At 68.4% G+C, this 26902-nt stretch carries 27 protein-coding genes and 6 pseudogenes; 14 read left to right on the plus strand and 19 right to left on the minus strand.

What is annotated here, in order from left to right:
* Window positions 1–182 precede the first annotated feature (182 nt).
* A pseudogene (locus ACFY1J_RS41405) lies at window positions 183–939 on the minus strand (transposase family protein).
* A 640-nt stretch (window positions 940–1579) separates the two neighbouring features.
* On the opposite strand from ACFY1J_RS41405, the gene ACFY1J_RS41410 reads away from it, so the two are divergent.
* A complete protein-coding gene (locus ACFY1J_RS41410; RefSeq protein ID WP_390713268.1) occupies window positions 1580–2935 on the plus strand; it encodes a serine/threonine-protein kinase in 1356 nt (451 codons plus the stop codon).
* Between the two features lie 19 nt (window positions 2936–2954).
* Window positions 2955–3174: pseudogene (locus ACFY1J_RS41415) on the plus strand (FtsW/RodA/SpoVE family cell cycle protein); the annotation flags it as partial.
* Between the two features lie 117 nt (window positions 3175–3291).
* On the opposite strand, the gene ACFY1J_RS41420 reads toward ACFY1J_RS41415, so the two are convergent.
* Window positions 3292–3831: a TetR/AcrR family transcriptional regulator gene (locus ACFY1J_RS41420; protein ID WP_390713269.1), complete on the minus strand. Its 540-nt coding sequence runs from the start codon at window positions 3829–3831 to the stop codon at window positions 3292–3294.
* Between the two features lie 53 nt (window positions 3832–3884).
* On the opposite strand from ACFY1J_RS41420, the gene ACFY1J_RS41425 reads away from it, so the two are divergent.
* The 5 genes and pseudogenes from ACFY1J_RS41425 (at window position 3885) to ACFY1J_RS41445 (ending at window position 6770) form a co-directional block, all read left to right on the plus strand.
* Window positions 3885–4559, plus strand: a complete 675-nt coding sequence (locus ACFY1J_RS41425; RefSeq protein ID WP_390713270.1) for a DUF2867 domain-containing protein — start codon at window positions 3885–3887, stop codon at window positions 4557–4559.
* Window positions 4549–4797: a DUF2867 domain-containing protein gene (locus ACFY1J_RS41430; RefSeq protein ID WP_390713271.1), complete on the plus strand. Its 249-nt coding sequence runs from the start codon at window positions 4549–4551 to the stop codon at window positions 4795–4797. Before ACFY1J_RS41425 ends, ACFY1J_RS41430 begins: the two co-directional genes overlap by 11 nt.
* Before the next feature lie 284 nt (window positions 4798–5081).
* The gene (locus ACFY1J_RS41435) at window positions 5082–5243 is read left to right on the plus strand and encodes a hypothetical protein (RefSeq protein ID WP_390713272.1); all 162 of its coding nucleotides are present in this window, start codon (window positions 5082–5084) and stop codon (window positions 5241–5243) included.
* A gap of 39 nt (window positions 5244–5282) precedes the next feature.
* Window positions 5283–5792: pseudogene (locus ACFY1J_RS41440) on the plus strand (transposase); the annotation flags it as partial.
* Between the two features lie 502 nt (window positions 5793–6294).
* Window positions 6295–6770 (plus strand): annotated as a pseudogene (locus tag ACFY1J_RS41445) (lamin tail domain-containing protein).
* Between the two features lie 495 nt (window positions 6771–7265).
* On the opposite strand, the gene ACFY1J_RS41450 reads toward ACFY1J_RS41445, so the two are convergent.
* Window positions 7266–7802, minus strand: coding sequence for a hypothetical protein (locus tag ACFY1J_RS41450; RefSeq protein ID WP_390713273.1), 537 nt, complete (start codon window positions 7800–7802; stop codon window positions 7266–7268).
* 31 nt (window positions 7803–7833) lie between these two features.
* Window positions 7834–8394: a hypothetical protein gene (locus ACFY1J_RS41455; RefSeq protein ID WP_390713274.1), complete on the minus strand. Its 561-nt coding sequence runs from the start codon at window positions 8392–8394 to the stop codon at window positions 7834–7836.
* Between the two features lie 810 nt (window positions 8395–9204).
* Between ACFY1J_RS41455 and ACFY1J_RS41460 the strand changes: the two genes are divergently transcribed.
* Both ACFY1J_RS41460 and ACFY1J_RS41465 read left to right on the plus strand, forming a co-directional pair.
* Window positions 9205–9597, plus strand: a complete 393-nt coding sequence (locus ACFY1J_RS41460) for a hypothetical protein (RefSeq protein WP_390713275.1) — start codon at window positions 9205–9207, stop codon at window positions 9595–9597.
* Between the two features lie 293 nt (window positions 9598–9890).
* Entirely contained in the window at window positions 9891–10322 is a 432-nt protein-coding gene (locus ACFY1J_RS41465) for a CAP domain-containing protein (protein ID WP_390713276.1), read from the plus strand.
* 314 nt (window positions 10323–10636) lie between these two features.
* Here the strand turns inward: ACFY1J_RS41465 and ACFY1J_RS41470 are convergent, their stop codons facing one another.
* Window positions 10637–11125: a hypothetical protein gene (locus ACFY1J_RS41470; protein WP_390713277.1), complete on the minus strand. Its 489-nt coding sequence runs from the start codon at window positions 11123–11125 to the stop codon at window positions 10637–10639.
* Window positions 11126–11727: 602 nt separating this feature from the next.
* Here ACFY1J_RS41470 and ACFY1J_RS41475 point away from each other — a divergent pair.
* The 3 genes from ACFY1J_RS41475 (at window position 11728) to ACFY1J_RS41485 (ending at window position 13672) form a co-directional block, all read left to right on the plus strand.
* Complete coding sequence (locus ACFY1J_RS41475) at window positions 11728–12786, plus strand: M12 family metallopeptidase (RefSeq protein ID WP_390713278.1); 1059 nt, start codon at window positions 11728–11730, stop codon at window positions 12784–12786.
* 295 nt (window positions 12787–13081) lie between these two features.
* Complete coding sequence (locus ACFY1J_RS41480; protein ID WP_390713279.1) at window positions 13082–13471, plus strand: GntR family transcriptional regulator; 390 nt, start codon at window positions 13082–13084, stop codon at window positions 13469–13471.
* Between the two features lie 48 nt (window positions 13472–13519).
* Window positions 13520–13672, plus strand: a complete 153-nt coding sequence (locus tag ACFY1J_RS41485) for a hypothetical protein (RefSeq protein WP_390713280.1) — start codon at window positions 13520–13522, stop codon at window positions 13670–13672.
* 168 nt (window positions 13673–13840) lie between these two features.
* Here ACFY1J_RS41485 and ACFY1J_RS41490 read toward each other — a convergent pair.
* From ACFY1J_RS41490 to ACFY1J_RS41510, 5 genes and pseudogenes are all read right to left on the minus strand, one after another.
* Window positions 13841–14281, minus strand: a pseudogene (locus ACFY1J_RS41490) (ISAzo13 family transposase); the annotation flags it as partial.
* Window positions 14278–15033, minus strand: a complete 756-nt coding sequence (locus ACFY1J_RS41495) for a transposase family protein (protein ID WP_390733031.1) — start codon at window positions 15031–15033, stop codon at window positions 14278–14280. The gene ACFY1J_RS41495 and the pseudogene ACFY1J_RS41490, both read right to left, overlap by 4 nt.
* Window positions 15034–15391: 358 nt before the next feature.
* Window positions 15392–15718, minus strand: a complete 327-nt coding sequence (locus ACFY1J_RS41500; RefSeq protein ID WP_390713383.1) for a DUF1048 domain-containing protein — start codon at window positions 15716–15718, stop codon at window positions 15392–15394.
* A gap of 1 nt (window position 15719) precedes the next feature.
* On the minus strand, window positions 15720–16076 hold the full coding sequence (locus tag ACFY1J_RS41505) for a DUF1048 domain-containing protein (protein WP_390713384.1): 357 nt from the start codon (window positions 16074–16076) through the stop codon (window positions 15720–15722).
* Entirely contained in the window at window positions 16073–16399 is a 327-nt protein-coding gene (locus tag ACFY1J_RS41510; RefSeq protein ID WP_390713385.1) for a PadR family transcriptional regulator, read from the minus strand. Before ACFY1J_RS41510 ends, ACFY1J_RS41505 begins: the two co-directional genes overlap by 4 nt.
* Window positions 16400–16606: 207 nt before the next feature.
* Here ACFY1J_RS41510 and ACFY1J_RS41515 point away from each other — a divergent pair, with 207 nt between their 5' ends.
* Complete coding sequence (locus tag ACFY1J_RS41515; protein WP_390713386.1) at window positions 16607–16732, plus strand: ATP-dependent DNA ligase; 126 nt, start codon at window positions 16607–16609, stop codon at window positions 16730–16732.
* A gap of 304 nt (window positions 16733–17036) precedes the next feature.
* Here the strand turns inward: ACFY1J_RS41515 and ACFY1J_RS41520 are convergent, their stop codons facing one another.
* From ACFY1J_RS41520 to ACFY1J_RS41550, 7 genes are all read right to left on the minus strand, one after another.
* Window positions 17037–17591, minus strand: coding sequence for a transposase (locus ACFY1J_RS41520; protein ID WP_390733032.1), 555 nt, complete (start codon window positions 17589–17591; stop codon window positions 17037–17039).
* Between the two features lie 93 nt (window positions 17592–17684).
* Window positions 17685–18419: an IS3 family transposase gene (locus tag ACFY1J_RS41525; RefSeq protein WP_390733033.1), complete on the minus strand. Its 735-nt coding sequence runs from the start codon at window positions 18417–18419 to the stop codon at window positions 17685–17687.
* Window positions 18416–18745 (minus strand): transposase, encoded by a 330-nt coding sequence (locus ACFY1J_RS41530; RefSeq protein ID WP_390713242.1) that lies wholly within the window; start codon window positions 18743–18745, stop codon window positions 18416–18418. The genes ACFY1J_RS41525 and ACFY1J_RS41530 overlap by 4 nt, the downstream gene beginning before the upstream one ends.
* Before the next feature lie 152 nt (window positions 18746–18897).
* The gene (locus tag ACFY1J_RS41535; RefSeq protein WP_390713241.1) at window positions 18898–19797 is read right to left on the minus strand and encodes a carbohydrate ABC transporter permease; all 900 of its coding nucleotides are present in this window, start codon (window positions 19795–19797) and stop codon (window positions 18898–18900) included.
* Entirely contained in the window at window positions 19794–20957 is a 1164-nt protein-coding gene (locus ACFY1J_RS41540) for a carbohydrate ABC transporter permease (RefSeq protein ID WP_390713240.1), read from the minus strand. The genes ACFY1J_RS41535 and ACFY1J_RS41540 overlap by 4 nt, the downstream gene beginning before the upstream one ends.
* 6 nt (window positions 20958–20963) lie before the next feature.
* Complete coding sequence (locus tag ACFY1J_RS41545; RefSeq protein WP_390713239.1) at window positions 20964–22208, minus strand: extracellular solute-binding protein; 1245 nt, start codon at window positions 22206–22208, stop codon at window positions 20964–20966.
* A gap of 137 nt (window positions 22209–22345) precedes the next feature.
* On the minus strand, window positions 22346–23404 hold the full coding sequence (locus tag ACFY1J_RS41550; RefSeq protein WP_390713238.1) for a LacI family DNA-binding transcriptional regulator: 1059 nt from the start codon (window positions 23402–23404) through the stop codon (window positions 22346–22348).
* A gap of 121 nt (window positions 23405–23525) precedes the next feature.
* Between ACFY1J_RS41550 and ACFY1J_RS41555 the strand changes: the two genes are divergently transcribed.
* Window positions 23526–25655, plus strand: a complete 2130-nt coding sequence (locus tag ACFY1J_RS41555) for a glycogen debranching N-terminal domain-containing protein (protein ID WP_390713237.1) — start codon at window positions 23526–23528, stop codon at window positions 25653–25655.
* A 288-nt stretch (window positions 25656–25943) separates the two neighbouring features.
* Here the strand turns inward: ACFY1J_RS41555 and ACFY1J_RS41560 are convergent.
* Both ACFY1J_RS41560 and ACFY1J_RS41565 read right to left on the minus strand, forming a co-directional pair.
* Window positions 25944–26174: pseudogene (locus tag ACFY1J_RS41560) on the minus strand (RICIN domain-containing protein); the annotation flags it as partial.
* Between the two features lie 32 nt (window positions 26175–26206).
* A partial coding sequence (locus tag ACFY1J_RS41565) for a transposase (protein ID WP_390733034.1) occupies window positions 26207–26902 on the minus strand: 696 nt, incomplete at its 5' end.

Raw genomic sequence — 26902 nt, forward strand, 5'->3', positions numbered from 1 at the left:
GCTCAACGTCCGCCCCACCACGTAGGACGCGACCTTTCTTTCCACAAGGAATCAACTCCGTGCCCACCCCCCATTCCCCTCGACCTCCTTACCCACCGTCGTCCGGCGGGGTTCCCCAAGAATCCGACGAGTCGCTCAGCGAGCGCTTTAGAGGCGGTCCGGACAGTGAGCCGTTTCCAACCTCACGCTGACGTGCGGTGAAGGACGAGGACGGCCTTGACGATGTCGGTGATGTGGTTGGTGCTGCAGCGGAGTTTCCGCAGCAGGCGCCAGCCTTTGAGGGCGGCCATGGCCTGCTCGCCGACGCAGCGGATCTTGGCGTGGGTGGTGTTGTGCCGTCGCTTCCACCGTTTCAGTCGACGGCCCCGGAACGGGACACGGACCAGGCGGGCTGGCGCCCTGATACGCCTTGTCCGCCCAGCACTTGAGTCCGGCGTGCGCCAGGGCATCGATGATGCCGTGCGTGCGGGCAGCGGTCGGATCGTGTGTGGAGCCGGGCAGCGCGGGCGAGGCCCACGGCAGCCGCCCGAACGGGTCGGTGAGGGCCTGGACGTTCATGCCGTGCCGTTTGTGTTTCCCGGAGTAGTACGGGGTGTCAGCGGTGATCCGGTCGATCGGTAGCAGGGTTCCGTCCAGGATGACGAACGCCTTCGTCCGGGCTGTCGTCATCGCCTCGTCCAGCGTCGGTGCGAGCGCGGCCAGGACATCGACGCTCTCGCGGACGTAGCGGTAGACGGTCGCGATCGCGATGCCGAACCCGGCGGCGAGTTGCGCGTAGGTGTCACCGCATCGCAGATGGGCCAGGACGAGCAGGGCCTGACGTCCGGCCGCGAGCCGCCGCCACCGGGTGCCGATCTCCCGCCGCCGTACGCCGCGTTGCCCGGTGAGATACCGCAGGGTGCGGCTGGACAGATCTATCGACGACGGATAGACAAGCACGGAAGCTTCTGGTGGCAGGGGTGATCTTGGTCGAGAACCCGTCTACCAGGAGCTTCATCGTTGTGCAGACATGTCCAACTCGCGGTCACCACGCCCAGGTTGGAAGAGGCTCCCGGTCTGCTGTGTCACGGTCGCCGTAGTCGTGGCAGAGGACACACCGGCACTTGAATGGATCACCAGTCATGCGCGGAGGCTACGGGGAGAGAACACGGACCGAACGACCGGGGCTCGTGATCGAACACCCAGTTACCCTCCGCGACCGCTCCCCAAGATCTGTGCCAGATCCCGTAACTCGTGCACAAAGCCACAACGACCTTGGGCTCCTGCCCCGCAGCGGGTCGAGGTCATCGGACGGACGAGGCCCTGTGCGAGCGGCAGCCGACGGTCCCGCTCCGCGGCCAGGGACGCGCCGGGGATGGACAGCTGATCCGGATCAGGGTGGCCGTCCTGGCGCGCAGCCCTGCCGTTTGGCGGATTTCGGGGTAGCGGGCGTGTCGCCGCCGCGCTCGCGCCATGATCCTCCTCACGCTGGTTCGCCAGCAGGAGGGACAGGAATGTTCGAAACGGGGGAGGCGTAGCAGTGCGAGACCAGCTCCTCGGGGGCCGTTACCGGTTGGTGCGACAGCTCGGCGAGGGTGGAATGGGGCAAGTATGGGAGGCCCGGGATGAGACGCTGGGCCGGCCCGTCGCGGTCAAAGTGATCTCCCTGCTTACTGGTGGCGGAAGCCGCGGCGACGAGGCACGCGCCAGGTTCCTGCGCGAGGCACGGATCACCGCCCAGCTGCAGCACCCCAACATCGTGACTATCCACGATCTCGGCGAGACCGGCACGGGGGACAACAGGGTCCCGTTCCTGGTGATGGAACTGGTCAGGGGCGAGGGCCTGGACGCGGTGCTGCGCCGAGGCGCCGTCACCTTACCGGACGCGGCCCGATGGGGAGCGCAGATATCTGACGCACTTGCTGACGCGCACAACGCCGGAATCATGCACCGGGACGTCAAGCCCTCCAACATCCTCATCACGCCTTCCGGCAGCGTGAAGGTCCTCGACTTCGGCGTCGCGAGGGCAGCCGACCCCTACGCGACCGAGGACCGACTCACCCAGACCGGCTTCATCGTGGGCACGCCCCCGTACATGGCTCCCGAACAAGCACGGGGCCTGCCGGAGCCGCGCAGCGACCTGTACGCGCTCGGCTGCCTCCTCTTCGAGCTGATCACAGGCAAGCTGCCCTTCCGAGCCCCCGACACGATGGGCTATCTCTCAGCTCACCTCACCCAGCAACCGCCCACCCCCAGCTCGGTGCGGGCGGGCATCCCACGCGCCTGGGACGACCTCGTGCTGACCCTGCTGCACAAGGACCCCACCCAGCGGTACCCGAACGCCGCCGACCTCTCCCAGGCACTACGGCAGCTCGACTGCGACCCGGGCCCGCTCCACCGGCAAGCCACCGGACCCAGCCCTTCAGAATCCCAGACACGACTCCGCTCCCGCCCGTGGTCTCCAACCCCGGGACGAGCAGCTTTCCCAGGCAGCCGGATACGGCGTCGAGCCGTGCAGCGATGGCTGAAGCGGTCGGTGCTCATCACGCTCGCGCTCGGCGTCGTCGGCGCGCTGTACGGCGGCTACGGCTGGACCCAGACCCAGTACTACGTCGGCACCAAGGGTGAACACATCGCCCTCTACCAGGGCATCAGCCAGGACCTGGCGTGGATCAGCCTCAACGAGGTGCACGAGGATCACCCCGAGATCGAACTCAAGTACCTCCCCGCCTACCAGCGGAAGCAGGTCGAGGAGACGATCGCGGTCGGTAGCCTCGGCAGGGCCAGGGACAAGGTCCGGGAGCTCGCTTTGCAGGCGGATGCCTGCAAGAAGCTCGCCGCGGGTGCCGCCGGCGCAAGCCAGAACGCCACCAGCGGCAGCACTCCGACGCCCGGCCCCACCCTGTCGGAGGAGGAGCAGCAGCTGGTCACGCAGTGCGATAGCACCCATCAGTAGGGCAGGGGGCCGTCCAAGCATGAGCAGCACCACCCATACGACCACGATCAGCTCCGTGGGAGCACCGAGCCGGTGCAACACTGAACTCGCGCTGCTCGTCTTCGCCGTGCTGATCCCTGCCTTCGCCTACGCCGACATCGGCCTGGCGAAGGACGGGGCTGCCCGCCAGCATGCTCGGCTACGGCCTCGGGCTCGGCCTCCTCACCGGCGTCGCACACCTCATGGTGCGCAGGTTCGCCCACTGACGCCCACTTCGGCGGTAGCCGCCATGATCACGACGGTTTGGGCGCCCTGGTGACGGACGTGGCGCTGCGGTACGAGTCCCGCCGGGCGGCCCGGGTCAGGGCTTGAGCCGGTCAGGGCTTGAGCAGCGCGGCCATCACGGCCGCCAAGTACGCAGGATCGGCCTGCACGGAACCCGGTACGGCGTGGGCTAGTTGGGCGTGGCCCACGTAGCTGGTGCAGGCGAGGACCCCGCGCCGACGGGCCTCGGACGGCGGGAAGCCGAGCAGTTCGAAGAGGCGGGCGAGGTAGCCGACCCGGCGCTCGGTGACGCGGGCGAGCGCCGCCGCAGCCTCGGCGTGGTCGGCGGCGGCGAGCAGTCGCACTTCCAGGTGGTCCTCGGCGGCCGAGGCGGTCGCCCCGCGCAGGAGCGCGCTGAGCCGGGCCGCGGGGTCGGGCTCGGCGGCGTCCATGGCCCGGATGATCCGCTCGGTGGACAACTCCTCCCAGCGGGCGAGGGTCGCCGCGACGAGCGCGTCCCGGTTGGTGCCCAGGCGGACCGCGAGCGGTTCCACGGCGACCCCGGCGAGGCCGCGCTCGGCGAGCGCGGCCAGGGCCGCGTCCGCCCAGTTGTCGGCGGTGAGGCGCTTGGGGGGGGCCGGCTGCTCATGCATGTTTCCATACGCTACCGTACGGTTGAACATACGCTCCCGTATGGAGGTGCGGCATGCGCACGCTACGCAACGTTCACGAGCGGATCGTCCACGCCCCGGCCGAGACTGTCGGCGCCCTCGTCGACCGGCTCTCCACACCGGACAACCCCCTGTTCCCCACCCCGGTCTGGCCCGCGATGGTCCTCGACCGCCCCCTCGGCGTCGGCGCCGACGGCGGCCACGGCAGGGTCTGCTACCGGGTCACCGCCTACGAACCCGGTCGGTCCGTCCGCTTCGACATGACCGAGGACGGCCTCGGCACCGGCTACCACCGGCTCGACGTCGAACCCCTCGGCCCCGACCGCTGCCGGATCTCCCACGTTCTCGAAGTGTCCATGAGCATGGGCAAGTTCGCCTTCTTCAAGCTGGCGATCGAGCCGGTGCACGACACAATGGTCGAGGAGATCTTCGACAACGCCGAGCGGGCCGCCCTCGGCTCCCTGCAGCACCCGCCGACCCGCCGGCCGCGGCGCGCCCTGCTGGTCAACCGGCTCCTGTGGGTCCGGCCGACCGGGGTGCCGGTCCCGGCGAACGCCCGGCTGCTCCACGGCGCCTTCGAGCGGCCCGACTTCACCGATGCCTGGCGTATGCCGCTCGCCCCTGGCATGCCCCGCGACCCGCGGGCCCTGGCGGCACGTGCTGCCCTTCACCGAGCGGGGCGCCGAGGACCACGAGCTCATGCTCGGTGAGGACGCGTCCCACCTGGATTTCCGCGCCTCGGTTCTGGGCGACGACTCCTCCGTAACGCTGGCCACCGCGGTACGGCTGCACAACACGCGCGGTCGGCTCTACTTCGCGGTGGTGCGCCGCGTCCACCCGTACATGGCCCGCCGCGCGCTCCGCCGGGCCCACCGCCGCGTCGCGTTCGCGGCCCGACCCGCCGGGGAGCGGCACGCGCGGGCCGATGTCCAGTCCAGTCCCCAGTAGCCGCGCAGCCTAGCGTCATCGCAGCTCAGGGGCTACTTCGTTGTTTCTTCAGCGAGTGCTGCCGGGGCCCTGGACCCCGCGAGTTCGCGAAAACTGAAGGAGTTTCAGAGGGAACCCGCGGGTCCGTTGTCCCGATGTCAGGGGGTCCACCCGTGGGTTCGTGGTGAAGTCGCGGGGGTGGTCTCCAGGGGCCGTTCCAGGAGATCGCGGGCGGAGTTCGCGTAGCGGATCGCGGTCTTTTCGTCCAGGCCGAAGACCTCGGCGAGGTGGAGAGGGCCGGGGCCATGGGCGACGGCTTCTTCGAGCTGCCTGTCGACGCGGAGCTGTTCCAGGGTGGCTGCTTGGCCGCGAGCGATGCGGTCAAGGAGACCGCGCTGACCGGGCCGGGGCCCAAGGCGGTGAACTTGCTGATCAGGAGGTGCGGGTTGGCTGTGTCCGGCCGGTGACGGCGCCGGTGGTCCAGCCACTCGCGGGCGACGTGCAGAACCGGGCACCGCCGCGACATGGTCGACGACCGCACAAGGACCGTCAACCGGCTCCACGGCCACCTCACCTGCATCTTCCCCGGCCTGGAGCGCGAACTCGACCTTGGCAACGTCGGTCCGCTGGTCCTGCTGACCGGCTACCAGACTCCGGCGGCCATTCGGCGCATCGGTGTCCGCTGTCTGGCGACCTGGCTGCGCAACCGTAAGGTCCGCGGCGCCGACCAGCTCGCCACAAAGGCTGTCCAGGCCGCCGAGGGCCAGCACACGGCCGTTCCCGGCGAGAAGATCACGGCCCAGCTCGTGCACAGCCTTGCGAAGGAGGTGATGGCCCGCAACGAGAAGATCGCCGAGACCGGCAAGCTCATCGAGGGCCGGTTTCGCCGGCACCGGCACGCCGATGTGATCGTCAGCATGCCGGGTATCGGCCCGCTGCTGGGCGCCGAGTTCCTCGCTGCCACAAGCGGCGACATGGGTGCCTTCGGCAGCACCGACCGGCTCGCCGGGTTCGCGCTGGGCGTCGGCTTGCCCTTCACTGCGGCCTCATCGCACGTTTTTCCCGCAGGTCAGATGCGCCATAGCGTCGGTTTTGTGCGGTCCGTGTCCTGGACGGTGGCAGTGGCTGTTACTCACTTTCGGGTGATGGCGCGGAGCGCGGCGGGGTGGTGCGCCCGTGGCGGATTGGTGCTGGATTCCCGATGCTGGGAGGCGGTTGGGGGCTGATGAAACGTCAATCCTGTGCACTCCGGCGTTAGATGGGTGTTGCATTCAAGAGTCACGTGAATATGGGCAAGCAGTAACAGGCATCGCGTATCCCTCATACCGCCTTCACCGGGCTGCACTGTGTGAGTGCGCGGCCTAGCCAGCCGCCGACCCGCACCACACACCAGGGGTGGCCTGCGGCTTTATGCCGTCGGTGCTGGGGCTGTGCGTATGACCATGAAGGGGGACCTCGATGTCCGTTTCCTCCGTGACTGCCCGTCGTCTGACTGCTGCCGCTGCGGTGGTGGCCGCGATGGTGGGGGCGGTGGCGCTGCCGGCGTCGGCAGCCGACCACCACCCGCAACGTGCCGACCGTGCCCGGGTGGTCATCAGCGGCGTGCAGTACGACTCGCCGGGCCGGGACGACCGCTCCAACCGCTCCCTGAACAAGGAGTGGGTCGACATCACCAACAGAACCCGCCGGGCGGTGAACCTGGATGGCTGGACGCTGTCGGACGAGGATGGCCACACCTACACCTTCCGCCACTTCCGCCTGGACGGCGGCGCGACTGTTCGCGTCCACACCGGCGTCGGCCGCGACAGCCGCACCGACGTGTACCAGGACCGGCGTACCTACGTGTGGAACAACGACCACGACACCGCGACCCTGCGCGACGACCGGGCCGGTTCGTCGACGACGAGTCCCGGGGCCACCACCGTGACGGCGGCCGTGACGGCGGTGGCCGTCATGGCGGGGATGACCGGCACGGCGGCCACCACCGTCGCTGACGAGCCTGCGGGTGCCCCCAGCCGGTAACCCGGCGACACCTTGGCACCCGCAAAGGTGGTGCGCTCCATCCATGCGAGGGATGGGGCGCACCACCGCTCGCATGGGGTGGCCACCGCAGAGAACCAGGCAGGAGCGTGTGTGCCAAGCGGCCAGAGATCGTCCTGGGAAAGGCCGGTCGAGGGGCCGTGAGGGCGGGCTCGAAGGCATCCTGGCGCTGATCGGCTTTTCAACCCCGTGTGGGGTGTGGTGGCGGTGGGGGAGGGGACTTGGTGTGTAGGCCGGGTTCAGTGACCCGTGGGGCTGACCTGGCCCAGGCTTCTCTGCGGTCCACCGCAAAATGGCGGTGGACCCGGACGCGCACTGGGTGACGACTCGGACGTGGGTGATGGCGACCGGGGCGTACAGATCGTGATGGCCGGATGCCCTGCGAGGTGCCCGGTCTGTGAGCTGTGACGGCGCGTTCTGTGGCCCGGGGCCGGGAGAAGAAGGCCGTATCAGGTGCTGAGCAGCCGGTTGAAGAAGGAGCGGTAGCGACGCAGAGCCCTGCGTAGCTCCTCCGTGTTTACCTGCTGGCCTTGCCCCCACTGGTCCTCCAGGTCCTTCTTGTGCTGAGCAAACGTGGTGGCCAGGGTCTGCATGACGTCTGCCACGAGGGCGTCGGCGGCGTGTACGGCTTCGCGCGGGTCGTCCACAAACTTGTTCTGGATCTCCTGCCAGCGGTCGCGGAAGCCCTGGTCCTCGTCCGCCGTCAGGAGCTGCGGAGCCTCATCGTCTGAAGCATCGGAGGTATGACTTCCCGGGGTGCCTGTGACGTCCGTTGCAGCGGCTCCGGCGTCGGAGCCGGTGGTGGCGGACCGCCCGCCGGCCTTGTCGGCATTGCTCTGCGTCTCGGTCGCTGCGGTGCCCTCGCCGGGGTAGATCGGGGCTCTCGAGGAGGCTTCCTCCGCTTCTCCCGGCGTTCCGGAGGGCTGCGCGAGGTCCTCGGTGGTCAGAGCGCCGGTGGTGCGGCGTGTGTCGTCGTTGCTGTGCATGGCATCCCTCCATGCCAAGTCGGGTTCGGCGTCAGGACCGGGCGGGCTGGGCCCGGCCGCCGTCGGAGAGCAACTCGTCGAACAGTGCGCGGTAGTGCACCATGGCACCGCGCAGCTGCTCGGTTGTCGCCTGCCTGCGAGTGGTGAGCGTCTCGACCTCGTGCGCGGCGCGGTAGTGCTCGAGGGTGCGCCCGTGCTCCACCGAGAGGTCCTTGGTCTGCTGATCGAATCCCTCGGTCGGGTAGCCGCGGTCATGCATCAGGGAGGTCACCAGCCGGTCCGCATCGTGTACCGCGTCTTCCGGCCGGTCCACGAACTCTTGCTGGACGCTGCTCCAGTCCTGTGCGTAGCGGTCACGCGATGCCGCGGGCAGCGGTTTGATGTCCAGCGAATCGTGCCGCCTCTCGCGCTTCCTGAGCTCGCGCTCGGCGGCGAGGCGGCTGTCGGACTGCTCGACGGTCCGTTCGTACTCCGGGCCGAAGCGGTCACGGAGGTGACGGCGTCGTCGCATCATGAGTGAGACCGCCACGGCGGCCAGGGCGAGCACCACCACGATCGGGATGATGATCGCCAGTAGCGTTCCCGTTGACATGGGCACACGCTCCTCTGGGAGTAGTGATACACGCCTTCCGAGTTCCCACTTGCCCGCTACTCACCACTTCTGTGTCTATCGACTGTCCAGCGACGTGTGCCAACACTGCTCGGAGCTAGCGGCCGCATGTATTTATGCCTTCTATCAGGAGGTGCCGGGTGCCTGGCTGGGTGACGGGTCGGTGAAGACCGGCATTTTGAGGTCGGACAGATGCGGACGTCCGTCGGTGGAGGTGCTTGAGGCTGTTGGGCTTGACTTGGCTGCCGGCCCGCCCAGCCGACACCGCTGTGCGGTCATAGCCACTTGATCGCAGTGATGTGGACGGTGGCCGGGAAGCGGACAGCGAGCTTGTCGAACCGGGTCCTGTCAGGGCGTCGCGCAAACGGTCGACCAACCTCAGTCTCACGGTTGGGTGACGCAGTCATTCCGCGCCGCCGAGTGCTGTGGCGCCGCCTGTGACGGTGTACTGCACGGCCGGCTGGCACATCGGACAGAGTTGGTGGCGGCCCTCATCAGTCGCCACGGTTCCCCAGCCCCTGCACTCCGTGCAGTCCTTGGACCGTGCCGGATCAGCGCGGAGAGTCGGCTCGCGTGCGGGAGCGGCCTCATCGACCGTGTGGGGCTCCTTTGCGACATGTCGCCACGCAGCCACCATGAGCAGGTCTGGCCTGGCTAGACGGCTTCACCGCTCAGACGTCATCCGCTTTCCGAACGTGATTGTTTGGCTCGGGCTGGGTGGGCATGGGTTTCGGTTCGCGGCGGGAGAGATGGGTGTGTTTCGTCCGCCCGTTCTGGTCGTGGAGGTGCCTGGTGCCGTCGGTGATCGGTCTGTTGGAGGCCAGGGAGAGGGAGATCCGGGAGGAGGTGGCGCGGTTGCGTGCCGCGCTCGATGAGGCGGAACGTGCTCTTCAGCGTCTGGTGGATGCCCGGGTCACGGTGACGGAGGTGCTGACCGAGGAGCCCGCCGTGGCGTCGGATTCTCCGCTGAAGGGGGCGGTTGCGGGATCGACGGTGCCGCACCGGACCGAGGGCATGGCGGCATCCGTGCTGGCAGTGGACTACCAGCACATCGTGGGCCTGCTGGAGTCGGACGCCGGGCGGGAGGGCATGCGCTGTCAGCAACTGGCCGCGGCGCTGGGGCTCAAGGTGGTGCCGTCGCGCTGGGCCGGGCAGGGTCTCCTGGTCCGCCCCCGCATCGGATAGCGATCAGGGGGGCCGGATGGCAGTCTGAGAGGTGGATCCAAGTTTCGGGGAGCCCCTCACACCGATCGACACCACTGTTTGTGATCGCGGGAGGTGGAACTTCGATGAGAAGCCGGGCCTCACTTACCGGAACCGCAGTGGGCCTGGTGGTGGCCGGAGCCCTGTCGACGACACTCGTACCGTTCACCGCGTCGCCGGCCTGGGCCCAGGAGTGTGTAGCCTCCGCTCGCACTCCGAGCCACAGCCATTCAGCCCGTGCCGACCGCCGAAACCGTGAGGTGAGGGAAGCGGTCGTGTGCCTCATCAACGCCCAGCGCGCGCAACGCGGTCTTCCAGCCCTGACCTACAACCAGAACCTGACAACAGCGGCTCACCAGCACGCCTCCGCGGCCGTGCAGCAGCAGTGGTGGGGACCGGGCAAGGACTCGCACACCAACCCGCAGACGGGCTCGACACCGCAGAGCCGTATCCTGAGAGCCAGCTACTGCCCGAACCCCGTGTCCTGGCGAGTCGCCGAGATCACCTACACCGGCTGGGGCGGCAGGGGTACGCCAAACGCCGCCGTCGACTGGTGGATGAACTCACCGCCCCACCGCGCGAACATCCTCGACTCCGGACTGCGTGAGATCGGGCGCTGGGCTCAGGCCGGTGCGGCCGACCGGGCCGGAACAGGTGCGAGCGGAGCCGGAACGTACGTCGTCACCTTCGGAAGCTGTCAGCAGTGACCCACCAGCACGCCCGGGCCTCCCGCGCTCCTCCGCCGCCAGCCTCAGCCGTGCCTCGTCCGCTCCCGTGGACAGCGTTGGCCACTAGGGCGCGTATTGAGTCGTGATCAGTGGGTGTGACGTCGACTTTCAAGTTGACCATGCCGACCCGTAGTTGGTCGCGGCCCCGATAGACCCCACGTGATCGGGCGTGCGGCTCGGCCTGTGAGGGTGTCAGCCACGAGGGGCTTGGGGCTGTTGGCGGTGCCTGAAGATCCGAGCACGCCGGGTCCGACTGGGGCAGGTTGGCTACGGACTGAGCCGTGCGGACCCGGTCACGCCAAGGCTCGTGCGTGCGCGGTCGATGTATTCCTGTCGCGCGATTCGATAGGCCTCATAGTTCTGGTCCCAGCTCCCGCCGCCGTCGCCTTGGTCGGGAGTTGTTGTGCCAGTTGTTCCAGTTGCCAAAGGTACTGATTCATGCGTTTCACTGCGGCGATCGTGTGCCTGTCCCCCAGGAGTAGCAGTGCTTCGGAGAGGGCGGTGCGGTGGACTTCCGCACTGCCGAGTCTGTCGAGTGCCTCGGGGGTGGGATCCAGTGGGTGGGGGCCGACGGTCAAGCCTCGGGCGACCGTGATGCGCCGGTACTGGTAGGCGAGGTCTTTGACGGCGTGAGCGTATTCGGCGTAGGCCGTAAGGCGTTGTGCGTCCCACCGCACGGACTGCTCGCGCCGCCACTTGGTCCGCTCGTTCAGACTCGTCACAAGGAAGGAGGTGACAGCACCGACGGCGACGCCGACGAGTGGGAGGATCTCGTTCGCCATGTTCATGGAACCTCCGATCAGATCGACACCGAGCTCTCAATCCTCTCGCGGCGTCGGAGGGCCGATCCAGGGCCAGTGTGATGCCGTGATCAATGCAGATCCGGATCCGCTTGGAAGGCGGATCCGGTAGGAAGACGATCGCGACGCGCAGGCAACTCACCTACGAACAGTGGAAGTTGATCGACCCGTTCCTACCGATAGGTGAGTATGGCCCGTCCCCCGAGCGGCTGTGGGGGTACCCGCCCCGCATGCTCCGGCTCTGCTCCTGCCGCGGCCTTCCGGACTGACATGGGCGGCCCGCATCACCACGCAGTCCTGCGGCCGACGGGCCGGGACAGTACGGGGACGGCGCGGCGGGCACGAGAAGGCGGTGCTTCATGGTTCAACCGCCCCGTTTTCTACGGTATTTAACCGTTCACAACTTGCGGAATGACTTGCCCGGAAAGATGCTGGAATCATCAGATCGGGCATTTCACCAAGAGCCGTAACACCGTGGTGGCGATCAGTATCATGCCGCCGACCTCCTTCTTGGCCCGACCACCGGCCGACGGCTGGGTACGCGCTCGCCTTGCGGTGAAAGACACGCGTCTGAAGGAGTCTCAATGAACGCGCCGGCCGAGAGCGGGACAGTCATGCCCCGCTACTGCGCCCAACCACCGCAGACCCAGCCCGTGTTGCGCCCCGACCTCAACCCGAACCGATCGAGGGCCATACTCCTGGTCCGCGCCAAGTGGATCAACGGCACGGTCCTGCACTACGCCTTCCTCGACCAAGGCGGTGACATCGGAGGCCCGGAGCAGCTGGACGAGGTCCGGCACGCCTTCCAGGCATGGAAGGCCCTCGGGATCGGGCTGGAGTTCCAGGAGGTGGCCGATCCCGGCGACTCCGAGATCCGCGTCCTCTTCCGGGAGAGTGAGGGGTCCGCGTCGTACGTCGGCCGGGACAATCTGGGCATCGGCACCACCGAGCCGACCATGACGTTCGGCTGGGACTTGACCACCCCGTACGGCAAGGCCACCGCGCTGCACGAGATCGGGCACGCGATCGGCTTCGCCCACGAGCACCAGAACCCGTTCGCCGGGATCGTCTGGAACGAGGAGAAGGTCTACGCGGACCTCGCCGGACCACCCAACAACTGGCCCCACGAGGTCACGTTCAACAACATCCTGCGCAAGCTGTCGCAGAACGAGGTGACGGGTTCCATCTGGGACCCCGACTCCATCATGGAGTACAGCTTCGGGCCTGGGCTCATCGTGCGTCCGGAAGCCTACCGCGGCGGCATCCCGGAGACGCTGGGCCTGTCCGCCACGGACAAGGAGCGTGTGCTCCAGTGGTACCCGCCGCTGGTCGCCCAGCCGGCCAGACTCCAGCCGTTCCAGTCGGCGCCGGTGCAGCTCGCCACCGGGGGTCAAGCCGACTTCGAGATCGTTCCACCGGAGACCCGGAGCTACCAGGTCGGCACGTTCGGCAACAGCGACGTCGTCCTGGCCCTGTTCGAGGAGACCGCCGATGGTCTGCGGTACGTCACCGCCGACGACGACAGCGGACAGGACCGCAACGGGCGCCTCGATGTCAAGCTCGTGAAGGGCCACCGTTATGTGGCTCGGGCCCGCCTGTACTCCAGCTGGGGCAGCGGCTCGATCGCGCTCATGTACTGGTGAGCGGTGGTGGCCGCCCCGGCGTCCGGGGCGGCCACCGGGCGAGTGGCATGGCCCGTGTGCTCAGCCGTGCCACTCCACCTCGAAGACCCATACGCACCGGCCCGACCTCCGGGCCGCCTCGGGCACGTCGATCACTAGCGCGGGGCCGTATCCACCGGCAGCCACTCGAACGGCAATGCGTATACACCCATATCCGGACTGTGCAGGCCGTGTTCGCGCAATTCGACGCAACCTCGTGGCGGCAGCGTCGCCGACCGGTTCCGGCATCGGAACTCTGGGGACAGGGAGCACGGGCATGACGGTCGCAGACGACGCGGTGGCAAGTGACGAGGACGTGGAGTCGGTACGCCGATGGGTGGGGCTGTCGTGCACCGAGCCGGGCACCCATCTGCCCGCACTGGTCACGATCGCGCTCCAGCTCCAGCTGTCGACGGCCGTGGTCCGCGCCGCTCTGGAGCGCCTCGCTACCGAGGGGCTGGTGACGCTGCACGGCGGCTACCGCCTCTACAGCGTCGGCGCGATGTCTCCAATGGGCCGGGTGGTCTGCTCGAGGCTGCCGGCGGGGCCGGTGAGGGTGACCTGGTGGATGCGGCCGAGTTCGGCGGCGATCTTTGGCCAGGCCTGCTCGGTGCGGCGCTCGGCGACGCGGATCAGCAGCAGGGCGAGCCAGCACAGCAGAACGTGAGCGTGTATCCGCTTGTCGAGGCGGTGGTAGACCGGCCGCAGGTCGAGGGTGCATTTCATCGTGTGGAAGGCGCGTTCGGCTTCCGGCAAGTTCTTGTACGAGCGCGACGTCCTCGGCGGGCAGATCGGGGTCGCTGGTGGCCAGCAGGTACTTGCCGTCCAGGCGGGCTTCGGCGGCGACATTGGCAGCGTCGATGGATAGCCGTCCGGTGGTCGGGTGCTGCTTGAGCCAGCGGCCGAGGGCAGGATGGTCGGAATCTGGCGACGTCGTCGGCGTGCGGAAACGGGCGGTTGAGGCGGGAATGCAGACGCCGTGGGCTTCCAGGAGCGGTCGGACGTCTTTCACTGCACGGCTGATGGTCATGGCGGTGGTGCTGAAGAGCTGGCCCAGGAGCTCCTGAAGAGCGTGTTTCCGCAGGTAGAGGATGGTGACCAGAATTTGGTCGGCGGGGGTGAGGGTGGGTTTGCGGCCTGTGCCGGGGGCGACACGGCTGGGTCCGCCGCGGGCTGCGTGACGAACCTGCTCGCGGCGCTGCTCCAGGCCGGATATCAAGGCGTGGGTCAGGTCGCTGAGTTGCTTGCGTGACATGCCGGTCAGATCGGGGTGCTGCAGGTCGTGGGGCGCGAGGGGGCGCAGGCCGCCGGCTGACCGTCGGCGTTGCCGGGGAAGGCCCGAGGGCGGTCGGTGATCTGCGGGGTGAAAGGTGTAGTTCCAGTCTCCGTGGAAGCGGTGTCGGGTGATCGGCAGGGCGGCGATGGCCTCGTCGCTGATGCGGACGCCCGTGGGGTACTGAGCCGTTTCCAACCTCACGCTGACGTGCGGTGAAGGACGAGGACGGCCTTGACGATGTCGGTGATGCGGTTGGTGCTGCAGCGGAGTTTCCGCAGCAGGCGCCAGCCTTTGAGGGCGGCCATGGCCTGCTCGCCGACGCAGCGGATCTTGGCGTGGGTGGTGTTATGCCGTCGCTTCCACCGTTTCAGTCGACGGCCCCGGAACGGGACACGGACCAGGCGGCCGGCGCCCTGATACGCCTTGTCCGCCCAGCACTTGAGTCCGGCTTGCGCCAGGGCATCGATGATGCCGTGCGTGCGGGCAGCGGTCGGATCGTGTGTGGAGCCGGGCAGCGCGGGCGAGGCCCACGGCAGCCGCCCGAACGGGTCGGTGAGGACCTGGACGTTCATGCCGTGCCGTTTGTGTTTCCCGGAGTAGTACGGGCTGTCAGCGGCGATCCGGTCGATCGGTAGCAGGGTTCCGTCCAGGATGACGAACGCCTTCGTCCGGGCTGTCGTCATCGCCTCGTCCAGCGTCGGTGCGAGCGCGGCCAGGACATCGACGCCCTCGCTCACGTAGCGGTAGACGGTCGCGATCCCGATGCCGAACCCGGCGGCGAGTTGCGCGTAGGTGTCACCGCATCGCAGATGGGCCAGGACGAGCAGGGCCTGACGTCCGGCCGCGAGCCGCCGCCACCGGGTGCCGATCTCCCGCCGCCGTACGACGAGTTGCCCGGTGAGATACCGCAGGGTGCGGCTGGACAGATCTATCGACGACGGATAGACAAGCACGGAAGCTCCTGGTGGCACGGGTGATCTTGGTCGAGAACCCGTCTACCAGGAGCTTCATCGTTGTGCAGACATGTCCAACTCGCGGTCACCACGCCCAGGTTGGAAGAAGCTCACTGTCCGTGACTACACGTCAGTCGGGTCGTCTTGGGGAATGGTGCCGAGCGGCCCACCGCCGGAGACCTGCTCGCCGGGGGCATGGCAGGACTGAGCCAGGTCCCGCCGGCCTGCTCGACCACCTCGGTGGACAGGATCTGCGGCGGCTTCCGGTGACCGGTCGGCCCGAGCCCGTTCGCGCTGCGCCGAGGCGAACGAACCGCGTGTGCGGGCTACTACGCCCACTGGCATGAGGCGACGGGTGTTACTTCTCGGCCGTACCGGGTTCCCCGCTGATGGACTCCTGATAGACGTCCGCATAGGTGCGTGAGTCCTTGACCCGGTCGTCGCAGAACGCGGCGACATCGTTGCCGATGAGTTCCAGGACCCCCTTGCCCGCGGCGACGCCCTCCTCGAAGAAGTCGACGATCCCGGGGAGCAGGGGCCCGTCAGGCAGGTCGACCGGTCCGACCTTGAACAGGTACTTCTGCATCTCCTTGTAGACGATCTGGTAGTCCGGCGGGAGCGCCTTGACCCGAGCAATGTGCGCCCGCCACTGCTTCTTGCCCTCGATGATGTCCTGGATGCCCACGTCAGCCTCCCAGCCGGTTCAGTTTCCTTGCGACGTTCCTGTTCAACTGCTCGCGCCACCGGTCGCGGTAGGTTCGAGCCCCTTCTCCACCCGCCAGCGCCGTGCAAAAGCCTCGGACGTCGTCGCCGAGGACTTCGTGGACGCTCTGTCCGTCCGCCGCTGTTTCTTCGAGCAGCCCCAGGGCGGCGTCGAGGATTGGCATCAGGTTGCGGCCGGTGAAGTCCCCATGGGGAAAGAGGTGGGCCTTGATCTGTTCCCAGGCCGCCCGGTAGTCGTCTGGCAGGGCCTCGGCCCGGGCTTCGAACGCCTTCCAATCTCTGGTGAGATCGCTGCCTGTGATGGTCTCCCAGAAGTTCATCTCCCGCCCTCCTTGAGCCTGTCGATGCGTGATGAGACGTACTGCCATTTCGCCCAGAACTTCGCGAGCTCCTCGCGTCCGGCGTCGTTGAGCGCGTAGAACTTGCGCGGCGGACCGACCCCGGATGGTCGTTTCGTCACCTGGACGAGTTTGTTCCTCTCCAGTCGCAGCAAGATGGTGTACACCGTCCCCTCGACGACGTCGGCGAAGCCGAGCTCGTTCAGCTGACGAGTGATGGCGTACCCGTAGGTTTGCTCGCTGCCGATGATTTCGAGCACGCACCCTTCGAGCGTGCCCTTCAGCATCTCCGTCAGGTCGTCCATCGCGAGTCCTCCTCGGCCTAGCAGTACTGCGTAGTACCGAGTACCACTATACGGTATCACCGAGTAGTGGCGGATGTCAGTGCGGCAGTCTTGCCTTCTGCAGGCTTGGGGCTTCCCCTACCGCAACACGCTGAACTTGACAGAGAATCCGCCGGGTGGGGCACCCGGGAGACGCTGGACGTCACGCTGGTCGAACCGGAGCTGGTGATGGAAGTGGGCGTCGACGTCGCCCGCGACGCCTCCGGCCGGTGGCGCCACCCCGCACGCATGCACCGTGCCCGCCCCGACCTCTCCCTCGCCGACGTTCCCCACCTGACGACACCACCGCACTGACGGCGGCACGGCGCGGAGGTCCCGGCCGACGCGCAACCGGCCGAGCGGCGCCCCGATCCCCGGCCGCAGCCGCGCCGCCCATCACGCCCCGCTGGTGCGCCGGGCGATGTAGTCGATGGTCGGCTGGTGGAAGCGCATGCGGACGATCACGACCCGGTAGAGCGCGGAGTTCAGCTGCCGGTGGCCGCCTAGTGTCCTGCGCCGAAGGTTCCTAGGCAGTTCCGGCTGAGCTGCGGACGGTCAACGTGCCTGGTCGGCGGTGGGAATCCGACCGCTGAGACGAGACTGAATCTACCGACGGATTTCAGGCGCAGGACACTAGGTTGAGCCGGTGTCGATCCGTCCTGCCGGACGAGGCCGGGACGGGGCAGACGCCGGCGAGTTTGGCGAACGCGGCCTGCGAGTGGATCGGTTCGGGATTGTCGCCGACCACGACCAGGGCTTCGGCGGCGGTGTCCGGACCGATCCCGAACGCTTCCACCAGCTCGGGGCCTGCTGGCGGGTGAGTCCGCCCAGGAGCCGGTCGTGGTCCTTGATCTCTTCGTCGAGGGCGAGCCAGCGGCGGGCCAGGGATCGCAGGGAGCGTTTCGCCGACGCCAACACGCTGGTGACCGTGCCGGGCCGCAGTCCTGCACACGAGGGTCATCTTCGGCAGGCCCTGGAGCTGTTCGCGCAGCTCGTCAGGGACGGTGACGATGAGGGCCTTGAGGGTGACCATGGCCTGGGTGCGGGACTTGACCGCGGTATCGCGGGCGATCTTGGTGTGGCGGATCATCTCCACCGTGCCCTCGGCACTCTTCGGTGTCGCGGTCGCGGTGCCCGCGAGGACTGCGCGGGCGGCGTTCTCCGCGTCGGTCACTGCCCGCGCGGCCGGCGGCCCCCATCGAGCCCGATGCAGCGGTGACCGACAGATCAACAGCCAGGACACTCGAAGGGTCGGTCGTAACAAGGGTCAGGCCACCGCTGCGACGGTGACCCCGTCCTCACAGTCGAAGCACGACCCGACGCGGCCCATGGACTGGGTCACGCCCAGGCGCTGGCAGGCCCGGCGGAAGCGCCTGGATTGGTACTCGCTGCCCCTGTCGCTGTGAAAGATCATGCCCTTGACGTCGCCGCCCCGGGTGGCCGCAGCCATGTTCAAAGAGGCGACGACGAGTTCGGTGTCGTGCCGCTGCCCCATCGCATAGCCGAGCAGACGGCGCGAGAACAGATCGATGACGCAGGCCAGAGACAGTTTGCCCTCGCCGGTGACGATCTCCGTCATATCTCCGCACCACACCTGGTCCGGGGCGGTGGCACTGAAGTCGCGGCGGACGAAGTCCGGGAATGCGGCCCGCCTCCCGGGCCTGGTCAGCCCTCGGCGTCTGCGGACCTTCCGTCCGGCCAGAACGAGCTCGGCCATGATCTTGGCGACGGTGTTCACCGAGACCCGCCAGCCCTGACGCACCAAGATGATCCAGATCTTCGGAGAGCCGTAGGTGCCACCGGGCTGCATGAAGATCTTCTTGATCGCATCAGTCAGCTTCCCGCGCCGGACCTCGCGCGCGGTGGTGGGCTTGCCCCGCCACTTGTAGAACCAGGACTCCAACACACCCACTACCCGGCAGGCCACACGGTGCGGAATCTTGTACTCGGCCCTCTGGTCACCGATGAACGCGGCCACGGCCGCGGGATCGGACTCGGTCACTTCACCCAGAGGGCCATGCATCGCTTGAAGACATCGCGCTCCATCTCCAGCTCCCGCATCCGCTTGTTCTTCTCGCTCATCTCCCGTCGCAGCCGCTCCAATTCGGTCCGTTCGCTCTCCTGCAGACGCCCACCGGGCGCGTCCTCGACCGGCCGGTCCGACGTCGTCGACCCGTTACGACGCCACCGCGAGACCCAGCTGTGCAGCGTGCCTGAGTGCACGCCGAGCTCTTCGGCGACCTCCGGGATCGGCGTGCCCGTCTCGATCACGATGCGTACAGCACCCTCGCGGAACTCAGGCGTGCACGTCCGTTGCTTGGACCCCATGAACCTCAACTTCCCCTGCAATCAGGGACTCCACGCTACGAGGGGAGCGACATCGAGAACCTCACCCTGCACCGGCGCTTGCACGGCCCGGCTGTTCCAGCCCCGCATGCAGCTGAAGCTGCGGCCGTGTGCTCGGCGCCGTCCGGCTCGCGCTATTCCTTGACGGCCCCCGCGTTGGCGCCTTGGACGAAGTAGCGCTGGAAGCAGAAGAACAGTGTGGCCACGGGCAGGGTGGCCAGCAGGGCCGCGGCCAGCTTCAAGGGGTACTGGGTGCCCCCGCCCAGGCCGCCCGAGACGAGTCGGGCGAGGCCGGTGGTAAGGGTTTCGTACTGGCTGGACTGGGTGGCCACGAGGAAGTGCGTGAATTCGTTCCACGAGCCCTGGAACGACAGGATGGTCAGGGTGATCAGGGCCGGCCGGGCCATCGGAAGGACGACCGACCAAAAGGTGCGGAAGACGCCGGCGCCGTCGACGCGAGCGGCCTCCTCCACTTCCCGGGGAACCGACTCGAAGAACTGTTTCATGATGAAGATGCCGGCCGCGTCCACCATCAGCGGAAGGATCATGCCGGTGTAGGTGTCGAACAGCCCGAAGGTGTTGAGCACCAGGAAGCGCGGGATGAGCAGGGCCACGCCGGGCACCGCCATCACGGCGAGGATGAAGCCGAAGAGCAGGGTGCGGCCGGGGAAGCGGAGCCGGGCCAGGGCGTACCCGGCCATCGAGTCGAACAACACCCGCCCGGCCGTGACGACGACGGCGATGAACATAGAGTTCCCCAGCCAGCGCAGGAACGGCACGCCGTCGCCGGCCTGGCTGAGGCCGAACAGGCGCTGGTAGGCGGCGGTCGTGGGGGTGGTGGGGATCAGGCCGAGGGGGTGGGCGGCGGCGTCCGGGTCGGTCTTGAATCCGGTGACCAACTGGATCAGGAACGGCATGAGGTACAGCAGTCCGAGCGCGGTCACGGCGGTGTATCCGAGGATCCGGAGGGGGAGGGGGAAGCGGCCGAGGACCGGGGGCCCCGGCGCCCGGGATGCCGTGGCCTTTGCGATCATCGGTTCCTCCGGGGGCGGGATGGACGCTCGCGCAGCACGAAGCGTTGTAGGGCGGTCATGGCCAGGATCAGGGCGAGCAGGATGAAGGCGATGGCCGCGCCTTGCCCGTAGTTGGCGTCGTCGAAGGCGGTCGAGTAGGAGAGGTAGGCCGGGGTGAGGGTGGTGTTTCCGGGGGCGCCCTGGCTCATGACGTAGACCTGGTCGAAAACTTGCCACGTGCCGATCAGGCCGAGGGTGAGGACCAGGAAGAGGACGGGCCTAAGCGCGGGCAGAGTCACGTAACGCAGCATCTGGAAGCGGCCCACCCCCTCGATCGCGGCCGACTCCTCCAGTTCGCGCGGGATGTCCTGGAGGGCCGCGAGGAAGATCAGCATGAAGGTGCCGGAGGTCGTCCACACGGCGAGCAGGATGATCGTGCACATCGCGACGGACGGTCCGGACAGCCACTCGAACCAGGACAGTCCCATGAAGGAGTGGTCGGTCAGGACGCCCGACGGATGGCTGGTGTCGACGATGCCGAGTCCGCCGAGCAGGAGGGAGAGGACCCCGCGGGGGTCGTTGAACCAGCTCGGGCCCTTTACCCCGATCCAGGACAGTACGGTGTTGACGGCGCCGCTGCCCTGGAACAGGAAGAGGAAGATCGTGGAGACCGCGATCGAGCTCGTGACCGAGGGGAAGAAGAACGTGGTGCGCAGGGCGCCACGGCCGCGCAGCATCCGCTGGTTGACGATGAGCGCCAGCCCGAGCGCGAGGATGGTCTGCAGCGGCACAGTCAGCAGGACGTAGTAGGCGGTGTTGCGCAGCGAGGTGGCGAAGAGGGTGCGGTCGAGGCCGTCCTGCGTGAGCAGGGCCCGGTAGTTGTCGAGGCCGACGAACTTCGCCTGGCCGCTGAACGGATTGGACTGCCCGTCCCAGTGCAGCAGGCTCACCCACAGCGCCATCAGGATCGGCAGGACCAGGAACAGGCCGAGGACGATCACCATGGGGCTGACGAACAGCCAGCCCCAGGTGCTTTCGCCGCGGCGCCCCACGCGCGGGGCGGGCAAGGTGTGGGGCGCCGCGGTGGGGCCGGGCTTACCGGGCGTGTCAGGGGAGCCCGGCAAGTCGGCCGTCTGGGAGCTGCCGCCCGCTGCCGTACGGGTGGTGTCACGGGGAGGCATGGCGGCTCAGTCGCCCTTCGTGAGGGCCTGTTCGCCGTTGCGCTGCAGGTCGGCGAGGATCTTCTTCGGGTCGGCGGTGGCCAGCCCGGCGAGGTCGGTGTTGAACTGGGTGAGGACCTTGTCGAAGCCGGCGACGGTCACCGGGCCCTGTGCGTAGGCGCTTGCGTCGGCCCACGCCTTGGCCGACGGGTTCTTCTTCGCGTACTCGGCCTGGGCGCTGGTGCGGGACGGCATCACGCCGAACGCATCGGCGTTCTTCAGCTGCTGCGCGCTGGAGGTCAGGTACTTCACCAGGTCCACGGCCGCCGCCCGGTGGGCGCTGTCCTGGGCCACGCCCCAGCACTGGCTGAAGGCGAGCGTGCCCTTGTCGGCCGGACCGGCGGGCAACGGAACCACCGTGTACTTCACCTTCGGGTAGTCGGCTTTCATGCCCCCGGTGAGCCAGTTGCCCTCGATGGTCATGGCGGCCTTGCCCTTGCCGAGGGCCTCGCCGCCCCAGTTGGTGTCGACCTGGCCGGCGTACTTCATCGAGCCGGACTTCAGCAGCGACTGCACGTAGTCGAGCGCCTCGATGTTCTGCTTGCTGTCGGCGGTCATCTTCGTCTGGTCCGTGCTGGTGATCCAGCCGCCGGCTTCCTTCATGAAGACGCCGACCCGCGCGTACTCGCCGTTGGTGACCAGCCCGGTGACGCCACCCGAGGTCAGCTTGGCGGCGACCTTCTTCAGCTGCGCCCAGGTGGTCGGATAGTCCTTGGCTGTCAGCCCGGCCTTCTTCCACAGGTCGGTGTTGATCGCCAGGGCGAGGGTGGAGGTGTCCTTGGGCAGGCACACCAGCTTCCCGTCGTAGGTGAAGGAGGCGCGCAGCTGGGCGGAGAAGTCGTCCGCGTCCTTGATCTGGTGGCCGTAGGGGTACAGGGAGCCGCCCTTGGCGTAGTTGGCGAACTGGGCGGAGTCGACGTAGAAAGCGTCCGGCGGCTTGTGCCCGGCAAACGACTGGGCGAGCTGCTGGTTGATGTCCTTGGCCACCTCCACGGTCACGGTGTTGCCGGACTGCTTGGCCCAGGCGGCTGCCGCCTCCTTGACGGCCTTGGTCTCGGCGTCGCCGGAGGAGGCGATCAGCACCGTGAGGTGCTGCTTGGAACTGGAGTCCTGCTGGGTCTGCTTGTCGCTGCCGAAACTCGACGAGCAGCCGGTGGCGGACAGCAGCGCCGCACAGGTGACAAGGGCCGCGGCGGCCGTACGGTTGACCATGGATTCCTCCGAGGGTTCGGGGTGGGACAGGCGGCTCCCCCCGGGCGGCACAGCGCACTGGGCCCGGGGTGTGGGGGGTGGAGGAGGAAGAGGCGTTTCAGGGGCAGCCGGGTTGAGGTCCGGCTGGTCGGTGGCGCCTACTCGCCGACGGTGGAAGGTGACGTGGTGGTGCTGTCGCGGACGATCAGGGACGGCTCCAGCAGGATCCGCTCAGGCGGTGCGTCGGGGGAGGCGATCCGCGCCAGCAGCAGTCGCACGCACTCCCGTCCGACCTGCTCCAGCGGCTGGGCGACGGAGGTCAGGGTGGGGGAGAGGAGTGCGGCGGTCGGCGAGTCGTCGAAGCCGACCACGGCGACGTCCCGTCCGGGGGAGGCACCGCGCTCGCGCAGTGTCTGATAGCAGCCGAGCGCCAGCATGTCGCTGGCCGCGATCACAGCGGTGGCGCCCGCGTCCAGGAGCGGCTTCACGGCGGCGCGGGCCGCGTCGATGTCGTTCGCACTCTGCCCGCGCCGTCCGCGCGTCGGCAGACCGTGCCGCCGCATGGCCCGCTGCCAGCCCTCGGCACGGTCGTCACCGGTGCCGGAAGAACCGCGCTCCCAGCCCAGGAAGGCGATCTTCCGGTGCCCCTGGGCGACCAGGTGCTCGACGGCGGCGTCCGTGCCGGAGGCGCCGTCGACGTCGACCCAGTCACCGATCTGCCGTCCCGACCACATCCGGCCGAAGCCGACGAATGGCACGCCCCGCTTGCCGAGCCATGCCTGGCGCGGGTCGCCGCGGTCGGTGCCGCTGAGGACGAAGCCGTCGACCTCGTGCTGGTTGAGCAGTTCCTCGTATCCGCCCAGGGTCGGGCCGCCGGGAGGGGAAGCGAACAGCAGGATCCGGTAACCGGCCTCGTCGGCGGCCCGCGACAGGGCGTGCATGAACTGGTCCAGGACGGGATGGCTGGACGTTGCGGGCTGGATGCCGTAGCCGATCAGCTTGCTGGAGCGGGTGCGCAGCGTCTGCGCGGCGCGGCTGGGGCGGTAGCCCATCTCCTCGATGGCGCGACGGACCCGCTCCAGGGTCTCGGGCCGCAGCAGGTCCGGCGAGTTGATCGCGTTCGACACGGTCTGCGGCGAGACCCCGGCCTGGCGGGCGACCATCACAAGGGTCACCGGGCCGCCCTTGGCGGTGGGACTTTTGCTGGAGCGGGGCATGCGGGTCTCCGACTTGCAGAGGAGTCTTGGGCTGAGTTTTAGCGTTCCAAAAGCCTTGTCAGCGCCCTGAAGAGTGACTTAGCTTTTTTGGAACGTTCGAATGCTGAGAGGTTGTACTTCCTTGGATGCCACTGTCAAGACCCAGGACACCAACGGCTCGGTCACGGCACCCCCCTCCGCGGTCGCGGGCCTACAGCCGTTCCTGCATGACGCGGTCGTCACGCTGCACGCGCCGAGCCTCGCGATCTCGGGCGCGGACGGGCAGCTCAGCGGGGATGCGGACGGCTTCTACCACGGCGACCGCAGGGCACTGTCCCGGCTGACCGTCACGGCTGAAGGCGTCGCCCTGGCACCGGTCCACGGCGGACTGCGGGGAGCGGATCGCGCAGACTTCCGGGCGATTCTGCGCGGCCTCGGCGAGAGCACGCCGGACCCGGCGGTCGCCCTGCTCCGGCGCCGCAGCACGGCGGCCGGTCGGCTGGAGGAGGTCTTCCAGGTCACCAACGCGGGCACCGAGCATGTCCGCTTCCGACTCACGGTGACCGCCGGCACCGACCTCGCCACCATGGAGCAGGTGAAGTCAGGGCAGATCCTGGAAGCGGTGACGCCGCACGTCGCGGACGCCGACGGCCTCGGCCTGACCTGGACCGGCGACGACTTCACGGCCGGCCTGGTCAGCGAGCCCGCGCCGGACACGCTGCAGGTGCCTACGGGGCAGCTGTCGTACGACGTCGACCTCCAGCCCGGTACGTCGTGGAGCGTGACACTGAGCTGCACCGCGGCCTACGCGGAGGGCGACCAGTTCCCGGCCCCGCCAGCAGGCCAACTCCCTTGGCGCACACCCGTGCTGCGCAGCGCGGACTGCCGCCTCGACCGGTGGCTGGAGCAGTCACTCGTCGACCTGGACCGCCTGCGCCTGACCGATCCGAAGACGCCGCAGGAGGACCGGCCGGACCAGTTCCTGGCGGCCGGCGCCCCCTGGTTCCTGACTCTCTTCGGCCGTGACTCCCTCTGGGCCGCCCGCATGCTCCTTCCGCTCGGCACCGACCTCGCCGCCGCCACGCTGCGCACGCTGGCCCGCCGCCAGGGCGCCGTCACCGACCCGGCCACCGAGGAGCAGCCGGGCAAGATCCTGCACGAAGTGCGCCGAGGCACCCTCCAGATCGCCGACCAGCTCTCCCTCCCGCCGGTGTACTTCGGCACGGTCGACGCCACCCCGCTGTGGATCACCCTCCTCCACGATGCCTGGCGCTGGGGCCTTTCCCCTCAGGAGGTCGAACAGCTGCTGCCGCACGCCGAATCGGCGCTCGCCTGGATGCGGGACCAGGCGGACGCGAGCGGCGACGGCTTCCTCAAGTACGTCGACCACACCGGCCATGGCCTGTCCAACCAGGGCTGGAAGGACTCCAACGACTCCATCCGCTACCACGACGGCCGCCTCGCCCGTCCGCCGATCGCCCTGTGCGAAGTGCAGGCGTATGCCTACGAAGCCGCGCGCGGCGGAGCGGCCCTGCTCCGCGCCTTCGGACGGCCGGGCGCGGACGCCTGGGAGGAATGGGCCCACAACCTCGCCACCCGATTCCGCAAGCACTTCTGGGTCGAGGACGAACACGGCCCCTACCCGGCGGTCGCCCTGGACGGCGATGGCCGGCCGGCGGACGCTGTCACCTCGGGCTTCGGCCACTTGCTCGGCACAGGCCTGCTCAACGAGGAAGAGAGCGCGCTGCTGGCCGCCCGGCTCACCGGGCCGGACCTCGACGCGGGCCATGGACTGCGCACACTCAGCAGCGAGGCGGTGGGCTTCAACCCCTACGGCTACCACACCGGTTCCATCTGGCCGCACGACACCGCCATCGCCGTGCACGGCCTCGTCAGGGCCGGCTTCCCCGACGCCGCTGACGGCCTCGCAACGGGCCTGCTGACAGCATCGGCCGCCTTCGACGCCCGCCTGCCCGAACTCTTCGCAGGCCACGGCACAGAAGCGGGCACACGGCCCGCCCCCTACCCCGCGTCCTGCCGGCCGCAGGCGTGGGCGGCGGCCGCGCCAGTACTCATCCTTCGCTCGGCTCTGGGCCTCGACGCCGACGTCCCCGCGGGCACGGTGACGGTCGCACCCACCTTCGCCCACGAGTTCGGTCCGCTGACGGTGACGGGACTCCAGGTCGCCGGCGAACCACTCGAAGTCACCGTCGCGGCGGACGGCACGTCCAAGGTGGTGGCGCCGGACGGGCTGGCCGTGGTGCAGAGGTGACGGGAGTCGACAAACGTGGTCTGCGGACCGGGACTCTCCCGTCGTACGGCCTGGTCGAGGCGGGGGCGAGGGCGGCCAGGACGTCTGCGGCCTCACACCGGTAGCGGCAGAAGGTGGCGATGCCGATCCGGATCCGGCGGCGAGATGAACGTTGGTGTCCTCGCAGCGCAGACCTGCCTTGGCCGCAATGTCCGTCGCCCTTCGGCGATCGGCGGACACTGCGGAAGCCCGGCTCGCGCGCGGTTGCGGCCAATTCGCACACGAGACCATGGTGTCGGGCGGTGCCGGTCAGCCGGCTGGTGGGAACGTCCACAAAAGGTTGTTGCTGTGCTGCCACGTCCACTGCTTGCACACGGCCCCCTCGGCGACCAGCCCGCCGCCGTCGAGGACCAGACCCGTGCTGCGGTTGGCGATCGAGTACTGGCCGGCGCCGCGGTGAGTGATCCGCCACTGTTGATTGGGGCCGCCGCTCCAGCTCGTCTGCCGGGCCGGGGAGCCATCGCTGGTGTATCCCCAGCCTGAGGTTCAACCTCGGGAGTGGACACCGGGTTTCATACGATGAGTGACAGCGTACGTGATGTCAGTTGTTGCTGTTCGAATTCGATGGGGGTGAGGTATCCGAGAGCGGAGTGTCGGCGGCGCCGGTTGTAGTACGACATCCAGCGGAACAGCTCGAGGCGTGTCTGGGCCTTCGAGGTCCAGCGGAGTCCATGGAGCAACTCCCTTTTCAGCCCCTGGAAGAACGACTCCATGAGCGCGTTGACGCTCCTATCGTTCGTCAAGTGGGCTGAATGCGCTCCGGGGTTGGCCTTGACCATCTGGTAGATCTCGCGAGCGAGGTACCGCTTGAGGCAGCGGATGATGTCCTTTTTCGTCTGGCCCTTGCTGGTGCGCCGGGCGACGTAGTCGATGGTCGGCTGGTGGAAGCGCATGCGGACGATCACGACCCGGTAGAGCGCGGAGTTCAGCTGCCGGTGGCCGCCTAGGTTGAGCCGGTGTCGATCCGTCCTGCCGGACGAGGCCGGGACGGGGCAGACGCCGGCGAGTTTGGCGAACGCGGCCTGCGAGTGGATCGGTTCGGGATTGTCGCCGACCACGACCAGGGCTTCGGCGGCGGTGTCCGGACCGATCCCGAACGCTTCCACCAGCTCGGGGGCCTGCTGGCGGGTGAGTCCGCCCAGGAGCCGGTCGTGGTCCTTGATCTCTTCGTCGAGGGCGAGCCAGCGGCGGGCCAGGGATCGCAGGGA

The sequence above is a fragment of the Streptomyces sp. NPDC001406 genome, from assembly GCF_042895285.1.
Lineage (GTDB): Bacteria > Actinomycetota > Actinomycetes > Streptomycetales > Streptomycetaceae > Streptomyces.

What these genes read in the sequence shown, in the direction of transcription:
- ACFY1J_RS41410 (WP_390713268.1), top strand. Translation starts at nt 1,580, where the DNA reads ATGGGGCAAGTATGGGAGGCCCGGGATGAGACGCTGGGCCGGCCCGTC.
- ACFY1J_RS41420 (WP_390713269.1), bottom strand. Translation starts at nt 3,831, where the DNA reads ATGCATGAGCAGCCGGCCCCCCCCAAGCGCCTCACCGCCGACAACTGG.
- ACFY1J_RS41425 (WP_390713270.1), top strand. Translation starts at nt 3,885, where the DNA reads ATGCGCACGCTACGCAACGTTCACGAGCGGATCGTCCACGCCCCGGCC.
- ACFY1J_RS41430 (WP_390713271.1), top strand. Translation starts at nt 4,549, where the DNA reads ATGCTCGGTGAGGACGCGTCCCACCTGGATTTCCGCGCCTCGGTTCTG.
- ACFY1J_RS41435 (WP_390713272.1), top strand. Translation starts at nt 5,082, where the DNA reads ATGGGCGACGGCTTCTTCGAGCTGCCTGTCGACGCGGAGCTGTTCCAG.
- ACFY1J_RS41450 (WP_390713273.1), bottom strand. Translation starts at nt 7,802, where the DNA reads ATGCACAGCAACGACGACACACGCCGCACCACCGGCGCTCTGACCACC.
- ACFY1J_RS41455 (WP_390713274.1), bottom strand. Translation starts at nt 8,394, where the DNA reads ATGTCAACGGGAACGCTACTGGCGATCATCATCCCGATCGTGGTGGTG.
- ACFY1J_RS41470 (WP_390713277.1), bottom strand. Translation starts at nt 11,125, where the DNA reads ATGGCGAACGAGATCCTCCCACTCGTCGGCGTCGCCGTCGGTGCTGTC.
- ACFY1J_RS41475 (WP_390713278.1), top strand. Translation starts at nt 11,728, where the DNA reads ATGAACGCGCCGGCCGAGAGCGGGACAGTCATGCCCCGCTACTGCGCC.
- ACFY1J_RS41480 (WP_390713279.1), top strand. Translation starts at nt 13,082, where the DNA reads ATGACGGTCGCAGACGACGCGGTGGCAAGTGACGAGGACGTGGAGTCG.
- ACFY1J_RS41505 (WP_390713384.1), bottom strand. Translation starts at nt 16,076, where the DNA reads ATGAACTTCTGGGAGACCATCACAGGCAGCGATCTCACCAGAGATTGG.
- ACFY1J_RS41510 (WP_390713385.1), bottom strand. Translation starts at nt 16,399, where the DNA reads ATGGACGACCTGACGGAGATGCTGAAGGGCACGCTCGAAGGGTGCGTG.
- ACFY1J_RS41515 (WP_390713386.1), top strand. Translation starts at nt 16,607, where the DNA reads ATGGAAGTGGGCGTCGACGTCGCCCGCGACGCCTCCGGCCGGTGGCGC.
- ACFY1J_RS41530 (WP_390713242.1), bottom strand. Translation starts at nt 18,745, where the DNA reads ATGGGGTCCAAGCAACGGACGTGCACGCCTGAGTTCCGCGAGGGTGCT.
- ACFY1J_RS41535 (WP_390713241.1), bottom strand. Translation starts at nt 19,797, where the DNA reads ATGATCGCAAAGGCCACGGCATCCCGGGCGCCGGGGCCCCCGGTCCTC.
- ACFY1J_RS41540 (WP_390713240.1), bottom strand. Translation starts at nt 20,957, where the DNA reads ATGCCTCCCCGTGACACCACCCGTACGGCAGCGGGCGGCAGCTCCCAG.
- ACFY1J_RS41545 (WP_390713239.1), bottom strand. Translation starts at nt 22,208, where the DNA reads ATGGTCAACCGTACGGCCGCCGCGGCCCTTGTCACCTGTGCGGCGCTG.
- ACFY1J_RS41550 (WP_390713238.1), bottom strand. Translation starts at nt 23,404, where the DNA reads ATGCCCCGCTCCAGCAAAAGTCCCACCGCCAAGGGCGGCCCGGTGACC.